17 protein-coding genes are annotated in these 15936 nt (G+C 64.3%); 9 read left to right on the forward strand and 8 right to left on the reverse strand.

Going from position 1 to position 15936, the window contains the following annotated elements:
- Positions 1–14 precede the first annotated feature (14 nt).
- Positions 15–776: a DUF1405 domain-containing protein gene (locus tag Hrd1104_RS10185; RefSeq protein WP_154552655.1), complete on the forward strand. Its 762-nt coding sequence runs from the start codon at positions 15–17 to the stop codon at positions 774–776.
- A 21-nt stretch (positions 777–797) separates the two neighbouring features.
- Here the strand turns inward: Hrd1104_RS10185 and Hrd1104_RS10190 are convergent, their stop codons facing one another.
- Entirely contained in the window at positions 798–989 is a 192-nt protein-coding gene (locus Hrd1104_RS10190) for a hypothetical protein (RefSeq protein ID WP_154552656.1), read from the reverse strand.
- 75 nt (positions 990–1064) lie between these two features.
- Positions 1065–3746: a valine--tRNA ligase gene (locus Hrd1104_RS10195; RefSeq protein WP_154552657.1), complete on the reverse strand. Its 2682-nt coding sequence runs from the start codon at positions 3744–3746 to the stop codon at positions 1065–1067.
- Between the two features lie 304 nt (positions 3747–4050).
- Here Hrd1104_RS10195 and Hrd1104_RS10200 point away from each other — a divergent pair, with 304 nt between their 5' ends.
- Positions 4051–4314: a BolA family protein gene (locus Hrd1104_RS10200; protein WP_154552658.1), complete on the forward strand. Its 264-nt coding sequence runs from the start codon at positions 4051–4053 to the stop codon at positions 4312–4314.
- A 73-nt stretch (positions 4315–4387) separates the two neighbouring features.
- Positions 4388–4723, forward strand: coding sequence for a glutaredoxin (locus tag Hrd1104_RS10205; RefSeq protein ID WP_154552659.1), 336 nt, complete (start codon positions 4388–4390; stop codon positions 4721–4723).
- 28 nt (positions 4724–4751) lie between these two features.
- Here the strand turns inward: Hrd1104_RS10205 and Hrd1104_RS10210 are convergent, their stop codons facing one another.
- Genes Hrd1104_RS10210 through Hrd1104_RS10220 form a run of 3 tightly spaced genes read right to left on the reverse strand, consistent with a single transcriptional unit; the run spans position 4752 to position 7394 of the window.
- A complete protein-coding gene (locus tag Hrd1104_RS10210) occupies positions 4752–5675 on the reverse strand; it encodes a DUF6293 family protein (protein WP_154552660.1) in 924 nt (307 codons plus the stop codon).
- Positions 5676–5710: 35 nt separating this feature from the next.
- The gene (locus Hrd1104_RS10215; RefSeq protein WP_154552661.1) at positions 5711–7180 is read right to left on the reverse strand and encodes a sodium:solute symporter; all 1470 of its coding nucleotides are present in this window, start codon (positions 7178–7180) and stop codon (positions 5711–5713) included.
- A complete protein-coding gene (locus tag Hrd1104_RS10220; protein WP_154552662.1) occupies positions 7173–7394 on the reverse strand; it encodes a DUF3311 domain-containing protein in 222 nt (73 codons plus the stop codon). Before Hrd1104_RS10220 ends, Hrd1104_RS10215 begins: the two co-directional genes overlap by 8 nt.
- 293 nt (positions 7395–7687) lie before the next feature.
- Here Hrd1104_RS10220 and dnaG point away from each other — a divergent pair, with 293 nt between their 5' ends.
- Positions 7688–9010, forward strand: coding sequence for a DNA primase DnaG (gene dnaG, locus Hrd1104_RS10225; RefSeq protein ID WP_154552663.1), 1323 nt, complete (start codon positions 7688–7690; stop codon positions 9008–9010).
- A 14-nt stretch (positions 9011–9024) separates the two neighbouring features.
- Here the strand turns inward: dnaG and Hrd1104_RS10230 are convergent, their stop codons facing one another.
- Positions 9025–9474, reverse strand: coding sequence for a GNAT family N-acetyltransferase (locus Hrd1104_RS10230; protein WP_154552664.1), 450 nt, complete (start codon positions 9472–9474; stop codon positions 9025–9027).
- On the reverse strand, positions 9471–10811 hold the full coding sequence (locus Hrd1104_RS10235; RefSeq protein ID WP_154552665.1) for a DUF92 domain-containing protein: 1341 nt from the start codon (positions 10809–10811) through the stop codon (positions 9471–9473). Before Hrd1104_RS10235 ends, Hrd1104_RS10230 begins: the two co-directional genes overlap by 4 nt.
- A 144-nt stretch (positions 10812–10955) precedes the next feature.
- Here Hrd1104_RS10235 and Hrd1104_RS10240 point away from each other — a divergent pair, with 144 nt between their 5' ends.
- Together Hrd1104_RS10240 and Hrd1104_RS10245 are read left to right on the forward strand one after the other, a co-directional pair.
- Positions 10956–11564 (forward strand): undecaprenyl diphosphate synthase family protein, encoded by a 609-nt coding sequence (locus tag Hrd1104_RS10240; protein ID WP_154552666.1) that lies wholly within the window; start codon positions 10956–10958, stop codon positions 11562–11564.
- 89 nt (positions 11565–11653) lie between these two features.
- A complete protein-coding gene (locus Hrd1104_RS10245) occupies positions 11654–12190 on the forward strand; it encodes an HAD family hydrolase (protein WP_154552667.1) in 537 nt (178 codons plus the stop codon).
- Between the two features lie 22 nt (positions 12191–12212).
- Here the strand turns inward: Hrd1104_RS10245 and Hrd1104_RS10250 are convergent, their stop codons facing one another.
- Positions 12213–12389 carry a DUF5822 domain-containing protein gene (locus tag Hrd1104_RS10250; RefSeq protein ID WP_370454837.1) on the reverse strand — a complete coding sequence of 59 codons (177 nt, stop codon included), beginning with the start codon at positions 12387–12389 and terminating at the stop codon, positions 12213–12215.
- A 140-nt stretch (positions 12390–12529) separates the two neighbouring features.
- Between Hrd1104_RS10250 and panB the strand changes: the two genes are divergently transcribed.
- The 3 genes from panB (at position 12530) to Hrd1104_RS10265 (ending at position 15927) form a co-directional block, all read left to right on the forward strand.
- The gene (panB, locus tag Hrd1104_RS10255; RefSeq protein WP_154552669.1) at positions 12530–13336 is read left to right on the forward strand and encodes a 3-methyl-2-oxobutanoate hydroxymethyltransferase; all 807 of its coding nucleotides are present in this window, start codon (positions 12530–12532) and stop codon (positions 13334–13336) included.
- Between the two features lie 102 nt (positions 13337–13438).
- Positions 13439–13666 carry a hypothetical protein gene (locus tag Hrd1104_RS10260; RefSeq protein WP_154552670.1) on the forward strand — a complete coding sequence of 76 codons (228 nt, stop codon included), beginning with the start codon at positions 13439–13441 and terminating at the stop codon, positions 13664–13666.
- On the forward strand, positions 13663–15927 hold the full coding sequence (locus Hrd1104_RS10265) for a CDC48 family AAA ATPase (RefSeq protein ID WP_154552671.1): 2265 nt from the start codon (positions 13663–13665) through the stop codon (positions 15925–15927). The genes Hrd1104_RS10260 and Hrd1104_RS10265 overlap by 4 nt, the downstream gene beginning before the upstream one ends.
- The last annotated feature ends 9 nt before the right edge of the window (positions 15928–15936 follow it).

A 15936-nucleotide genomic window follows, 5' to 3' on the forward strand; every position in this document is an offset into this window, starting at 1 on the left:
CCGTTGCCCTGTGTATGACCGACAGCCACGGGCCAGGGCGGCGCCCGGGAGGGATCGTCGCCCGATATACGTCCGCCGACCTGCCACAACGGGGTGACGCCCCACGCTACGTCGCGCCGTTGCCCGCGTGGCTCGAAGACGTTGGTTTGGGACTTGCCTGGCCGATCGCCATCGTCAATCTCGTTGGCACTGTCTTTGGGGTCTGGTACTACGCCGGTCGACCACTGGACGTCACCCCGCCGCTGATCGAAGGGCAACTCGGCGCGGCGCCACTTGCAGCTTGGCCGCTGATCCCCGACAGCCCCGTGGCGACGCTGTTGATCGGGCTCTCGTTGATCGCCTGGCGACTCGATCTCGACGTCGATTGGCTGCACGTGCTGGCCTTTTTTGGCTGTATCAAGCTCGGATTCTGGACCCCGTTTGTCCAGCTATTTCTCAACGGCCCTGAGGGGATCGCTACCTGGCTGTACGTCTTCCTGATCGGCAGTCACCTGGCGATGGCTCTCGAAGCGTTCGTCATCCACCGCTACGCTACCTTCAGCTTGCCCGCGATCGGCCTCGCCGTCGGCTGGTACGGGCTGAACGATCTCGTCGACTACTTCTGGCCGGTACTGGACGGGCCACATCACACCTGGCTGCGGGCCGAACCCTACGTCAATGGCGCCTTCGACCACACTGTCGCCGCCCACCACCTCGCCGCTATCGGGGCGGTTGGATTGACCGTCCTCGCGACGGTGCTTGCGCTCTTGACCCACCGTATCAAACAACGGGAGTGAACGCCCAGAAACGAGTCGTGGTCAGTGCCCGGCGCGATACTCGCCGTGTTTGACGCCCAGCAACAGCGTCACCAGGCCAAAGACAGCCAGCCCGCCCGAGACCATCGCGACAGTGCTCGTTTGCATGGGGCTCATCACGGTACCACCGATCAAGACGGCCAGGAGGACCAGAAAGGCAATACCGGTCGTCGTGCCGTCGAATTCGAGTGCCATCGAGTCGGCCTACGGGTTCGACGGATAACCCACGTCGGGAAGCGGCGAAGGCTGTCGGGAGTTATCGGCCAGTGTTCAATCCTGCACGACGACCGCCAGGTCGCCCTCGGTCTCGAGTAGCTCGCCCTCGCCGGCGTAGGTGTGAGCCTCCCGAACCTCGAAGGCGTCGGCTTCGAGGGTGATGTCGCCAGCGTGTAACTGCTCGCCGTCGATCTCGTAGTCACCCTGACCGATCGCGGCCTCGATATCGCCAACCTGGTCGCCGTACTTCGGGCCGACCGTCGCGTAATCGAGGTCGATGTCGACGATTTCGGTCCCGATCTCGGGGGCGTCGTCCCTGACGATCAGTTCCTCGACGTGCATCGCGCCGCTGATGGCCTCGGCGAAGCCACTGACGTCCGCGAAGACCTCGACGCGGCCGAGATCAGCGTTCAGTGCGAGTCCTTGCTCAGTCTTGTACCGGCGGAGAACCCCGATGACTGCCATCGCCTGCTCGCCGGCCGCGATGTCGGCCTCGTAGCCCCGTGGCTCGGGCCAGTCGGTGGTGTGGATCGAGGCCGTCGTCGTGTCGTCGGCGTAACGGGCCTGCCAGATCTCCTCGGTGACGTGGGGCAAGAACGGGGCGAACAACTGCAGGAACGTGCGGTGAGCGACCGAGAGTGCGTAGGCCGCCGAGTCGTCCTCACGCTGTTTGGCGATTTCGAGGTAGTCGTCACAGAACGTCGACCAGAAGAAGGTTCGCAGTTCGTCACGGGCCTTCGAGAACTCGTAGTCGGTGAGTTTCTCGGTGATGTTCTCGACGGTGTTGTCCAGACTCGCCAGCAGCCAGCGGTCGATCGCCGCCAGCTCGTCGGGCTCGTCAGGATCCGTCTCGGGGGCGAGTTGGTCGACGAGCTTCGAGGCGTTCCAGAGTTTCTGGAGTAAGCGCTCGCCGGCTTCGAGGTCGTTCTCCTTGAAGGGGAAGTCGTCGCCGATGGAGGTCCCGGCGGCCCAGTAGCGGGCGGCATCGACCGGGAACTCGTCGAGAACCTCCGCAGGCGTGACGACGTTGCCCTTCGATTTGGACATGGCCTCGCGGTTCTCATCGAGCACCATGCCGTTGACCATCACCGATTCGAAGGGGACCTCGCCCGTGTGCTCGTAGCACTTCACGATCGTGTGAAACAGCCAAAAGGAGATGATGTCGTGGCCCTGGGGCCGGAGGTTCATCGGGTACAGTTCCGGGTTGTCGAAGGTGAACGCCTGGGCGTCGGAATCGTAGTCCCAACCGGAGTTGATCAGCGGCGTCAGCGAGGAGGTCGCCCAGGTGTCAAAGACGTCCTCCTCGGGCGTGATCGACTCCCCACCACACTCCGGACAGGCGTCGACGGGGGGGTCGTCACTGAGTGGATCAACCGGCAGGTCTTCGTGGTCGGCGAGGATCGCCTCACCACACTCATCACAGTACCACACCGGGATCGGGATACCCGAGTCCCGCTGGCGGGAGATACACCAGTCCCACTCGAGCCCTTCGATCCAGTGTTGATAGCGGGAGAACATCTTCTCGGGGTACCAGTCCATCTCCCGGCCGGCTTCGAGGTATTCGTCGGTCCGATCGAGCATCTCGACGTACCACTGCTCGGTGACGAGGTACTCGACTTCGTGCTCACAGCGCTCGTGGACCTGGACCGTGTGCTGGTGGTCGCGACTCTCAAGGAGGTGTCCCGCGTCGTCGAGGTCCTCGATGATGGCCTCGCGGGCCTCCTCGGTACTCAGACCCTCGTACTCGCCGGCGCGGTCGGTCATCGTCCCCGACTCGTCGATAGCGATCCGGAGGGGCAGGTCGTGGGCCTGGTACCACTCGATGTCGGTCTGGTCGCCGAAGGTACAACACATGACGACGCCGCTACCGGTCTCTAAGTCGACGCGCTCGTCCTCGATGATCGGGACTTCCTGACCAAAGAGGGGGACTTCGGCGGTCCCGCCGACGAGATGCTGATTTTCGTCGTCGTCGGGATGGACGAAAATCGAGACACAGGCCGGCAGGAGTTCCGGGCGAGTCGTCGAAATCGTCAGCGTCTCACCGTCGTCGGCATCGCCCGCCCCGTCCTCGATCAAGGGGAAGGCGATGTCGTTGAACGTGGTTGCCTTGTCCGTGTCCTCCTGTTCGACCTGGGAGATGGCCGTCTCGCAGTCGGGACACCAGATCGTCGGCGCGCGCTGTTGGTACTCCCGGCCCTGTTCGTACAGGTCGAGAAAGGACAGTTGAGAGAGGCGCTGGACGCGGGGTTCGATCGTCTTGTAGGTGTTGTCCCAGTCGATCGAGATAGCAAGCGACTGGACGTTGTGGGTGAAGGCGGCCTCGTAGTCGGCACAGACCTCTCGGCACTTCTCCTGGAACTGGTGGCGCTGGTAGTCCTGGTGGCGAATCCCCAGTTCCCGCTCGGTCAGGCGCTCGGAGGCGATGCCGTTGTCGTCGTAGCCAAAGGGGAAGTACGCCGTGTCCTCGGCCATCCGGTGAAACCGGGCCACGAAGTCCTGTAAGGTGAACTGATAGAGGTGACCCATGTGCAGATCGCCTGAAACCGTCGGCGGCGGCGTGTCGATGGTGAACTGCGTATCGGCGTCGGGCGTGTCGGGTTCCTCGTAGGCGTAGGTATCCGTCTCGACCCAGTAGTCCTGCCACGCAGGCTCTGCCTCGCTGGGGTCGTAGTCCCCATCGAGTGTGGCATCAGGTGTCGGTTCGTCGCTCGCGTCGTCTGAGTGATCCGTGCTCATTATTTGTCCGTTGGTGGTCGGTGATTTCCGTGTTCCGTATTCGCTGACTGGCTGTGCTCACAATCTGCAACTGAAACGTTGGTGAGGAGAGTGGTGGGGCTAGGCCGCCCCTACTACTACGAGATGGGCGTCCACAGCGGGCTCGGTCGGCGGCGTGGCGCGGCCGGCAGACTGGACGTACCGTCGCATATACCCGATTCGACGGCCCGCCGGATTGAAGGTTTCGTGTTGGTTCGGACAGAGACCGCGGGACGAAGATTGTCACGAGCACAATCCCTTTGGCCGGTGATCAGCCAGCACAGCTATGGACCCCGCCGACGTCGAGGCCCGAATCGAAGCGGCCATTCCCGATGCGGAGGCGACCGTCACCCACCCGCGACCGAACGACACCGAGCACCTCGCCGCCGAGGTCGTCTCACCCGCCTTCGCCGGGAAATCACTCGTCGACCAGCACGAACTCGTCTACGACGCCCTAGAAGACGTGATGACGACAGAGATCCACGCCCTGAAGGTGACGACCCACACGCCGGCGGAAGCCGAGTCGAGCGTCGACGACCCCGACCCCTGATAGCACGTCACAGGAAGGGGCGGATATTGCTCCGTCCCCAACAGGTAGCCCGCCACGAGGCGTGGCACTGACGATGTCAACAGAGACACCCACAGGCTCGGAAGCTGTCGCCGATCAGGTCGATCGAATTATCGCCGACAGCGAAGTAGTCCTGTTCATGAAAGGGACACCACAGCGCCCCCAGTGTGGATTCTCTCAGCGGGCGGTCGGGTTGATACGTGCCCATCGCGAGGACTTTGTGACGGTAAACGTCCTCGAATCGTTGCCCGCGTACCGGGGGGCCTTAGAGGACCACAGCGGCTGGGAGACAGTCCCCCAGACGTACGTCGACGGGGAGTTCGTCGGTGGCAGCGACATCCTGCAGGAACACGAGGACAGCGGCGATCTCGCCGCCGTTCTACAGGCCTGAGAGGGAACAGAACGCTCACCGACGGCGACTACGAGCCGGTGCCGGAAACAGCGGCGTCCGGTCGCTCGCCAGAATGGGCACGAACCCAGAGTTCGCCGATCCGCGAGAGGCGCGTCCGATAGGACTTGCCGTGTTCCTCTTGCTCGATGTAGCCTTTCCCGCCCGGCCCGAGGCGATCGACGTTGTAGAGAACTTTCGAGCGGAAACTATCAGTGTACTCCTCCTCTAGGTCCTCGGCCAGGGCCTGAGCGAGTTCCGAGACGGATTCGAACTCGCCGTGTTCGCCCAGCGTAAAGAGGATGAGTTCTTCGAAGGGTTTGATGTTCGAGAAGGAGGCGACGGGGATTTCGACCATGTAGCTGCCGTCGATCTCCTTTGCGCCGATGGTCGTCCCGCGCTCGTCGAACTCCTCGATGAGATCCGTGGCGCTGGCCAGGCGGTCGTCGATCTGTTCGGCGTCGACATCCGCCGAGAGATCCTCTAAGAGGTCTATCTGCTCGCGCAACTCTTCGGCGAGTTCCGTTTCGAGGTACTTCTCGGGGGCCGTGTAGTAGGTGTGGATCCGCTCGCGATCGCCCTCCCGCTCGACGGCGATCGAGTGGGCCGCAGTGGCGAAGGCGAAGCTGACCGTCCGTGGCATCGCCGAGATGTTGAGCCAAACTTCGGCGTCGGGATCGCGGTCGAGTTCCGCGCTGATCAGCGAGAAACCCTGCTCGAAGGCGGCATCGTAGTCGTAGACGTCCTCGACGAGGATGCGCTCGGTGTTCGAGCCAAGCAGGTTCTGGAAGTCTTTCTCCAGTTGGCTAGTCAACAGCCGAGAGTATTCGGCGTTGGCTTCGGTGCCGATCGCTCCTTCCAGCAGGATGGCGCGGTCGACGGTACGTTGCTCCCGGACCAGCGGCGCGATGAGCCGGTCGTAGTCGAACCCGACCGGAACGATGTGTGTTTGCATGGGTATGAGTTCTCAGGTACACCTGTTAAACGTACTCAGTCTGCGTTCAGCCCCTCGAACAGCGACCGATCGGCGTCCTGGCTGGCGGTGGTCACCAGTGAGACACCGACCGTCAACACGAGGCCAAGCCCCATCCCGACGAGACCGGCCTGCCAGCCCAAGTAGGTCGCCGGTACGACGTCGGTGAACGTCGCCAGCAGGTAGAACGCCTGACTGAGACCGATCCCGGCGAGCATGCCCGCTCGCGTGGTTCCCCGCCAGTACAGCGCGACCAGTACGGGCAAGGTCAGCTGTGCGTAGCCCTTGAAAGCCGTCGCGCCGATCTCGATCAGCGTCAAGTCCGTCCCGAGACTCATCACGAGCGCGATCAGCGCGAAGGCAACCACAGCCAGCCGAGCCACGAAGTCCTCCCGACGGTCACTGGCATCCGGGTCGACGAAGGGCCGATAGAGGTCCCGCGTCAGGTACGACGACCCGGACAGCAGCATCGAGTCACTGGAAGACATCATCGCGGCCATCGCGCCGGCGACGACCAGCGCCGCGAACCACGTCGGCGTGTAGGCGTTCAACAGCGGCGGGAGGATATTGCCCTCGGCGTTCGGGGCGATGCCGAGTCCGGCCGCCCAGGCACCGAGGATGAACGCCGGGACGAACAGCAAGATGACCAGCACCGGCCACAACGCGAGGGTTCGCTTGAGGACGCGCTGGCTGCGGGCAACGAAGAATCGCTGGTTGATTTGGGGGAACATGGCGACGCCAAAGGCGATGGCAATGGCCATCGAAAGCATGTATTGTGGCGAGTACAGCCCCCCGCCCAAGGCGAGAAACGCGGGCTTGGCCTCGCCCATCGCCGCCGTCAGCTCGCTCGGCCCGCCAGCAGAGAGGACGACCCAGCCCAGAGCGATCCAGACCAACCCGAGCATGAACAGCCCCTGGAGCGTGTCCGTCCAGGCGACACCACGCATCCCCGCCAGGACGACGTACCCGATCATGAAGACGGTGATCAGTGTCGCGCCCGCCCAGTAGGGGATCGCACCGTCAGTGAGCGATTCGAGTGCGCGACCGGCCCCGACCTGCTGGAGCATCACGTACTGCAACAACCAGAACAGACTGATCGCCGCGATCAGCCCGCGCAAGTTGCGGGAGTTGAACCGGTCGCCGAGCATCTCGCCGACGGTGACATAGCCGTGTGCCCGGCCGATCAGCCACTGCTTGTAGCCCATCACGTACCACAGGATCCCGAAGATAACGCCGTCCATCAGGCCCATGACGAGGATCCACTCCGGGCCAGCACCGAACGCCAGGTTGGGGCCGCCAAAAAAGGTAAACGCCGACAACAGCGTCGCGAAGGTCGTAAACAGGAGGACGACAGTCCCGATCGTCCGGCCGGCCAGGTAGTAGTCCTCGGCCGAGCGCTCGGTGAGGCGGTACGCGACCAGTCCGACCGCCAACGCGACCAACAGATAGCCGACAACGATGCCGACCTGGACGGCCACGTTAGCCATCCGTGACACCCCCGTCGATGCCGACACCCCAGGCGCGCCTGGTGAAGAGATAGAAGACAACGGCTGTCAGACCCATCCAACCGACGTGCCACCACAGCCACACCGGAAGGCCGGCGACGACGGTGTCGCTGCCCCAGAGAAACCACGGAATCGCCAGGCCACTCAACAGGAGGGCAACGGCACCCCAAAACCACGTTTCGCGGGCGTCTCCCATCTGTATATTCGATGTGTCGACGTTTCGGTTTAATAGTTACTACCCATATCCAATCGGCCCGTTCGAAAAGAAAATCTGAACAAATTGGAGTCAAACGGAAGAAGGCCATTCAGTACGCGAACGGCCCAAAGAGGGCAACGGCAGCCGGCGAGAGTGCCTCTGCCCCTGGCAACGGACACCCGATGTCTGCATCCCGACAGGTATTTGCTATCGGATACCGTACTCGTGGGCGTCCATGCGACCGGCCATGGCATCATCACCATCATCACGCCTCATCACGGGGCAGATCACCAATGCAAGATTCATCGAAATACCTCATTCACGCACAGATCGAAGCCAACGGGGTGGTCGAGCGGAGTGACGTCGTCGGCGCGATCTTCGGCCAGACCGAAGGGCTCCTCGGCGACGACCTCGATCTCCGGACGCTTCAGGAGTCTTCGAAAGTCGGCCGGATCGACGTCGAAGTCCAGGCACAGGACGGGCAATCGCGCGGAAACGTCACTATCGCCAGCGGCCTCGATCGCGTCGAGACGGCCATTCTCGCGGCTTCCCTGGAGTCGATCGACCGCGTTGGTCCGTGCCGGGCTGACGTCGAAGTCACCGAGTTAGAGGACGTCAGGACGGCAAAACGCAGGGCGATCGTCGATCGAGCCGAGGAACTGCTCGCGGCCTTCGACGAAGAGGCCGTCACCAGCGAGGAACTCGTCGAGGAGGTCCGCCGTCGGGTCCGGGTCGACCGGATCACCGACTACGAGGGGCTGCCGGCCGGCCCACGCGTCGCAAACAGTGATGCGATCGTCGTCGTCGAAGGTCGTGCCGACGTAACGACGCTGCTCGAATACGGAATCAAGAACGCGGTTGCTGTCGAAGGAACTGACGTTCCCGATTCCATCGCCGAGTTGACCCAGCGGCGAACCGTGACCGCCTTTCTGGACGGCGATCGCGGGGGCGACCTCATCCTGAAAGAACTCGCGCAAGTCGGCAGCGTCGATTACGTCGCTTTTGCCCCAGCGGGCCGGTCCGTCGAGGACCTCTCGCGGTCGGAAGTGACCGGGGCACTACAGGAGAAGGTCCCCGCCAAAGCAGTCACCGAGGAGACGATCGGGCGGGCCGACAGCGGGGACGCTTCCGCGAAAGGAGCCGACGGCGGAGCCACAGAAGACAGCCTACAAGCACAGAGTGAACGCGGGGGCCGCGAGGACGAGCAGACCCCACCCACCGACACCACCCAAGAAGCGAGAACGGACGAGGCGACCAGCGAGCAGCCCGCGACACGCGAACGTGACGGTGAGGGCGAGGGAGAGACAGAGACCGAGCCGGCTGCAGACGAGACCCTGGACGATCACGTCCAGGCCGTGATCGGTGACGGCACCGCAGCCGTCCGCCTTCTCGATGACTCACTGGCAACGTTGGCCGAGGCCCCGGCCGAGGAAGCGTTCGAAGCGGTCCGTGGCGCCGATCCGGTCCCCGCGACGGTCGTCCTCGATGGCGCGGTCACCCAGCGGTTGCTCGACGTGGCCGCCCAGCGCGGTGTGGGCCGGATCGTCGCCGCCGACCGCGACGAGTTCGTCAAACAACCGACGAGCGTGCGCGTCTCGACCGTGGAAGTGGCCTGACGTCCACCCCTCGATCACCCGCAGTCCCGGACCAAGAGCAGACCGACACCGGACCCGGCATCGAACTGCTCGGGCAGACGCTTCTCGATGTCGAACCCGCGGTCGCGATAAAACCGTCTGGCCGACTCGTCGTCGGCATGAACAGTCACACGTAGTTGCCTCGCTCCATCGGCTCCCGCTCGCTGGACGACACGTTCGAGGAGTTGGGTCCCGATCCCGTTCCGCTGGTGGGCGGGCACAACGGCGAGTTCCGGCACGTACGCGAGTTTGCCCGGCGTCAACGCCAGCACGTAGCCGACTGGCTGGGCACGGACGGCAACCAGGGCCAGCCCAGCCCCTCCGACGATCGCAGTCAGAACGTCCGGGGCTGGTTCGGCCAGTGTTCGGTGCTGAATCGACCGGAGCACCGGCAGGTCACTCTCCCTGGCAGACCTGATCCGGACGGCCGGTGTGGCGTCGGTCACACCAGCCCCACGCCGACGGCGAGCACCCCGCCGACCACACCGGCCGACAGCGTAGCCAGGAAATTGACACCCTGGTTGCCCAGCCACTGGCCTTCCAGTGTCGCCCCGAGGAGACTGTCGACGGTCATGCCCACGAATCCGCTACAGACGATGACTGTCGCGCCCAACGCGGCGATGGTCTCGAAGGCGACCAGCGCGATAGCCGCAATGAGCGCCGCGCCCGACAACCCGGCGAGTTCCCCCTGCCAGGTGACACCACCGTCAGTGCCCGGTTCGACGCGTTCCAGCGTCGTGATCAGTCGCGGCGCGTCGTAGAGCCCGCCAAACTCACTCGAGAGTGTATCACTCATGGCCGCCGCAACCGAACCGGCAAACACGAACAAAAACACCTCCGGGGAGAGCGTCGTGAGTCGGGGGCTTGCGGCGGCCGCCAGGACGGCCCCGAGAGCGACCAGCGAGTTCGCCAACACGTTCCCGCTGCCGCGTGCCCCCTCGTTCTCCTGGGCGACCCCGCGCTTTACTTTCTCGGCGTATCTGAACTTGCTGGCCAACCCGCCACCGCCAAAGAAAGTGATCAGCATGGCGAACCAGCCGTAGTCGCCGACGACGATCGTCAGCAGGCTGAGGAAGACGCCGGTCAACATCCCCGGCAGCGAGGCGGTGTCCAGGGCATAAGAGACGTACCCCAATGCGACCGTGATCGCGAGCGCGAGCGCGATGCCGGTCGGCGTCACCGAGAGTGGCAGATCGGCGAACAGCCACAGCAGCAGTCCGATCGAAATGAGCACGAGTGGATCGTCGCGTTCGAACAAGACAGACCGGAGGAGCGCACCGAGTAAGGCACCGCTGACGGCCAGGAACACGGTCACGGGCATCGCCGCTGTGGTTCCGACGATCCCATTGCTCGCGAGCTGGCCGAGGACGCCGGCGACCGAGCCGGTGGCAACGAACCCGGCCGTCGATCCCACGGGGTCGGCCCCCAAGTCGCTAGCGACGTGGCCACCGAGATTGCCGACCCCGAGGACGAACGCGGCCATCACCGGGACGGCGACCGGCATGTCGAACTGCAAAGCGAGCAGCCCGAGTGCGGCGATCGAAAGCGAAAATCCGGCCAGGCCGTACAATCGCCCGTCTCGTCGGTCGCCCGGGCGAGCGAACAGCTCGAAGACGAATCCCGCGTCGATAAACTGCAAGGCGGCGGCTGCCAGCGCCAGAAACGGGACCGTCCCGAGAACCGTCGCGGCCGCCGGCGGCAGCTGTCGAGCGGCGAGTGGGATGAGGAGCGCCCCCGCCCCGACGACGGCGAACGCTCCCGCGCGTCGGACTGCGGTCGTCACTGTCGGCGGTTTCCCCGAGAGATACTTACCAGTTCCGACCCGCGCCCGACCGCGAGCGGACGTGTTCGTCCAGTGTCTCGTTTGCGGGCGCCAGTCAGTCGGCAATCCCGTGACCTTCTTGTCGACCCGGCCAAAAGCCGGGCCGTGGGATTGTACGACCGCTACCTCGCCGCTCGCGTCCGCTACAGTGACGCTGCCCTGCCCGAGCGCGTCGCGATCGTCCTGGCAGAACGGGACTTGCTCGAACAAGGGGCATACGAGACACTCGAATCCGTCTTCGAGTGGGCCATCGAGTACGGTGCCGAGCAGCTGATGGTCTACGTGAGTGTCCTCGACGAGGGCGCTGTACCGACCCTACAGCGAGAACTCGAAGCGATCGATGCCCCGCGAGCGGTCGCCGTCCGTGGCCCCGAAGACGACCAGCGCGCCCAGGCCCCGATCGCGATCTCGATCGGTCTGGGAGGTAAACACGAGTTCGCCACCGCCGTCAGGCGGCTCGCCAGGGAAGTCGAGGCCGGCGATCTCGACCCCGCTGCCATCGACGAAGACGAGATCGAACGCCGACTCGTGTTTCCGACCGAACCCGATCTCGTCATCAAGACGGGTGCCGAGCGACTCTCGGATTTCATGATCTGGCAATCGGTGTACTCCGAACTGTACTTCACCGACGTCAACTGGCGGGACGTCCGCAAGCGGGAGTATCTCCGGGCGATCCGTGACTACCAGCAGCGACAGCGGCGATACGGACGGTGATCGGAACAGCCATCCCGTGCGCCCAGCCCACCCAGGAAAGCAGCAGGTGACGTCGAAGCGCCTTTGGTGTGGACCCGAAAACGTCCGGTATGGGCGAGTCGTATCAGGCGGTCGTCTACGACCTCGATGGAACCCTGGTCGGCCTCGACGTCGACTGGGCTGTCGTCACACACGAGGTCGCCGACCGTCTCGAATCTCGGGGTGTGGCGACGGCTGACGTCGATCTGTGGACGCTGCTGAAACGAGCCGATGCTGCCGGGGTCGGCGACGTCGCCGAAGAAGTCATTTCGGCCCACGAACGCGTGGGAGCGCGGACGTCAGATCGGCTGGCACTGGCGGAGGAACTGCCGCTTGGGGTCCCGGTCGGGGTGTGCTCGTTGAACGCCGAGTCGGCCGTCCGGATGGCCCTCGAGCGCCACGACCTGGCAATGGCCGTCGACGCCGTGGTCGGCCGAGATAGTGTCGCGACACAGAAACCCCATCCCGAACCGCTACGTACCGTCGTGCATCGGCTCGGCGTCGATCCAGCCGAGACGGTGTTCGTCGGCGATTCCCGGACGGACGAGACGACGGCCGAGCGCGCCGGCATGCCGTTTCAGTACGTCGAACAACGGCTGTCGGCATAGCCCAAAGAAGCCTCGGAGAGGCTTATCGCCGCGAGCGTGCGTACAGATAGACTGCACTCGCCGTGAGGAACCAGACGACAGCTCCGACCCGGACAGCGAAGATCGCTTTTTCACTCCAGGTCGGAAGCGCCACACCGAGGGAGGCAACCGCGACGATCGGAGCCCCGGCGACGATCGTCAGCGCGAACGTGACCTGCATAACCCACCCGTAGTCGACGCCCTCCGGGTCAGTACTGCCAAGACGGTCTGGCACACGAACTGCTGGGGACGCCTGGGTCTTGCGTCTATCGGTCGTTCCGGACCCGAAGGCGTAAGACCGAGCCACGAGGATCTTCGGCTATGCCTACGGTCAGGGACGTCAGGGAGAAGGCTGGCGAGCAACCGATTACGATGCTGACGGCCTACGACGCCACGACCGCCGAGCTGGCCGAGCAAGCGGGCGTGGACGTGCTCCTGGTCGGGGACAGCCTGGGCAACGTCGTCCTCGGGCACGACACTACGCTCCCAGTGACCGTCGAAGAAATGCACAGCCACACGGCCGCGGTCGTCCGCGGGACCGACGACGCGCTGGTCGTCGCCGACATGCCCTTTCTCAGCGTCGGCGTCGACGAGAGCGAGTCGATCGAGCACTGTGGGCGCATGCTCAAGGAAGCCGGCGCGAACGCTGTCAAAATCGAGAGCGGTCCCCACACCGTCGAGTTGACCGAGCGCCTCACCGACCTGGGCATCCCCGTCATGGCCCACCTCGGACTGACACCCCAGCACGTCAATCGCCTGGGCTATACCCGCCAGGGGACGACCCAGCAAGCGGCCGACGAGATCCGCGAACTCGCCCGCGCCCACGAGGACGCCGGCGCGTTCACACTGGTCCTCGAACACGTCCCCGCGAACCTCGCACGTACCGTCACCGAGGACCTCTCGATCCCGACAATCGGCATCGGCGCTGGTCCGGAGTGTGACGGCCAAGTGCTGGTCGTCGACGACGCCGTTGGCCTGAGCGAATCGACGCCGCCGTTCGCCGAGGCCTTTGGCGACGTCCGTTCAGCGTACGCCGACGCGATCGAGTCGTACGTCGAGGCGGTCGAAGACGACTCGTTCCCCGCGAGGGAACACACCCACGACGAATCCACCCTCGATCTCGACTGAGTTCGGTGTGAACCGCAATTCAACCGTTAGTCTGTTACCCCCGGACTGAAGGGTCACATTGGAGAAAGATTTATATACTCCTAGAGCTAACTCAAGGTTAGCATGACACTCGAACAGCAGACGGTCGGCGACGCGGAGATCCGCCGGTTCGATTACGACGACGCGACGACGTTCGTGGCTGATCTCGGTGACGGGGCCGAGATCGACGTGGTGGGCAACACCGCGATCGTCGTCACCGACGACGGGCAGTACGACCTCTCGCTACCCGAAAATCAGGGCGCAACAGCGTTTATGAAAAACGGCGTCCTCACTATCGAGGTGGACCAATGAAGCTCACTGTCAAACCACTGAAACAGAAAGACGCCGGCCGTGGCCTGGCCGCCGTCGATCGCGCGGCGATGGACGAAATCGGCCTGGAGAACGGGGACTACGTCGTACTCGATGGTCAAGGCGGGCGAGCGGTCGCTCGCGTCTGGCCGGGCTATCCCGAGGACACGGGCGAGGGAATCGTTCGGATCGACGGGCAACTTCGCCAGGAGGCCGACGTCGGGATCGACGACCGTATCGACGTCGAGAAGGCTGACGTCAATCCCGCCCGATCGATCTCCGTCGCTCTCCCCCAGAACCTCCGCGTCCGGGGCAACATCGGCCCGCACGTCCGCAACAAGCTCTCCGGGCAGGCCGTCACGACCGGCCAGACCGTCCCGTTCTCGCTGGGACTGGGGCCGGTCTCGTCGGTCGGCGGCCAGAAGATTCCGCTGAAGATCGCCGACACTGACCCCGAAGGGACGGTCGTCGTCACCGACCAGACCGAGATCGAGGTCAGCCAGCAACCGGCCGAACAGATCACCGGGGAGGCACCCGAGGAGGCGCGCCAGACCCCGGACGTGACCTACGAGGACATCGGTGGACTCGACGACGAGCTAGAGCAAGTCCGTGAGATGATCGAGTTGCCGATGCGCCACCCCGAGCTGTTCAATCAGCTCGGTATCGAACCGCCCAAAGGCGTCCTCCTGCACGGCCCACCGGGAACCGGCAAGACGCTGATGGCCAAGGCCGTCGCCAACGAGATCGACGCGTTCTTCACGACGATCTCGGGGCCGGAGATCATGTCCAAATACTACGGCGAGAGCGAAGAGCAGTTGCGGGAAATGTTCGACGAGGCCGAGGAGAACGCCCCCGCGATCGTCTTCATCGACGAGATCGACTCCATCGCGCCCAAGCGCGACGACACGAGCGGTGACGTCGAACGTCGGGTCGTCGCCCAACTTCTCTCCTTGATGGATGGGCTCGAAGAGCGTGGGGACGTCATCGTCATCGGTGCGACCAACCGCCTCGATGCGCTCGACCCCGCCCTCCGGCGTGGTGGGCGCTTCGACCGGGAGATCGAGATCGGCGTCCCGGACAAGAAAGGCCGCAAGGAGATCCTGCAGGTCCACACCCGCGGGATGCCCCTAAACGAGGAGATCGACATCGACGAGTACGCCGAACGGACCCACGGGTTCGTCGGGGCCGATCTCGAACAACTGGCAAAGGAGGGGGCGATGAACGCCCTCCGGCGCATTCGCCCCGAGATCGACTTAGAAGCCGACGAGATCGACGCCGAGATCCTCGAATCCCTGGAGGTGACCGAGACGGACATCAAGGCCGCCCACAAGGGTATCGAGCCCTCTGCACTCCGGGAAGTGTTCGTGGAAGTGCCGGACGTCTCCTGGGAGGACGTGGGTGGCCTCGAAGACACGAACGAACGCCTCAGAGAGACCATCCAGTGGCCCCTGGAGTACCCGCAGGTCTTCGAACAGATGGACATGCAGTCCGCGAAGGGCGTGTTGCTGTACGGCCCGCCAGGGACCGGCAAGACGCTGCTTGCGAAAGCCGTCGCCAACGAGGCGGACTCGAATTTCATCTCCGTGAAAGGACCGGAACTACTCAACAAGTACGTCGGAGAGAGCGAGAAGGGCGTCCGCGAGGTCTTCAGCAAGGCTCGTGAGAATGCCCCGACCGTCATCTTCTTCGACGAGATCGACTCCATCGCCGGCGAACGCGGGGCCAACATGGGCGACTCCGGCGTCGGCGAGCGCGTCGTCTCTCAGTTGCTGACGGAACTGGACGGCCTGGAGGACCTGGAGGATGTCGTGGTCATCGCGACGACCAACCGACCGGACCTCATCGACGCTGCACTCTTGCGGCCGGGGCGACTCGACCGACACATCCACGTCCCCGTTCCCGACGAGGAGGCCCGCCGGAAAGTCTTCGAGGTCCACACCCGCGACAAACCACTGGCCGAGAACGTCGACTTAGACGAGTTGGCTCGCCGGACCGACGGGTACGTCGGGGCCGACATCGAAGCCGTCGCCCGCGAAGCCGCCATGGCAGCCACCCGGGAGTTCATCCGGAGCGTCGATCCCGAGGACGTCGACGACAGCATGGGGAACGTCCTGATCAACGCCGAACACTTCGAGACTGCGATGGACGAGGTGGGTCCGAGCGTCGACAGCGACACCCGCGAGCGCTACCAGGAGATCGAACAGCGCTTCGACAAGCGCGAAAACGAACTCGAAGAGACCGAAACGTCCCGGACTTTCCAGTAGCGACCGCGA

It is taken from the genome of Halorhabdus sp. CBA1104 (assembly GCF_009690625.1).
Taxonomy (GTDB): Archaea; Halobacteriota; Halobacteria; order Halobacteriales; family Haloarculaceae; genus Halorhabdus.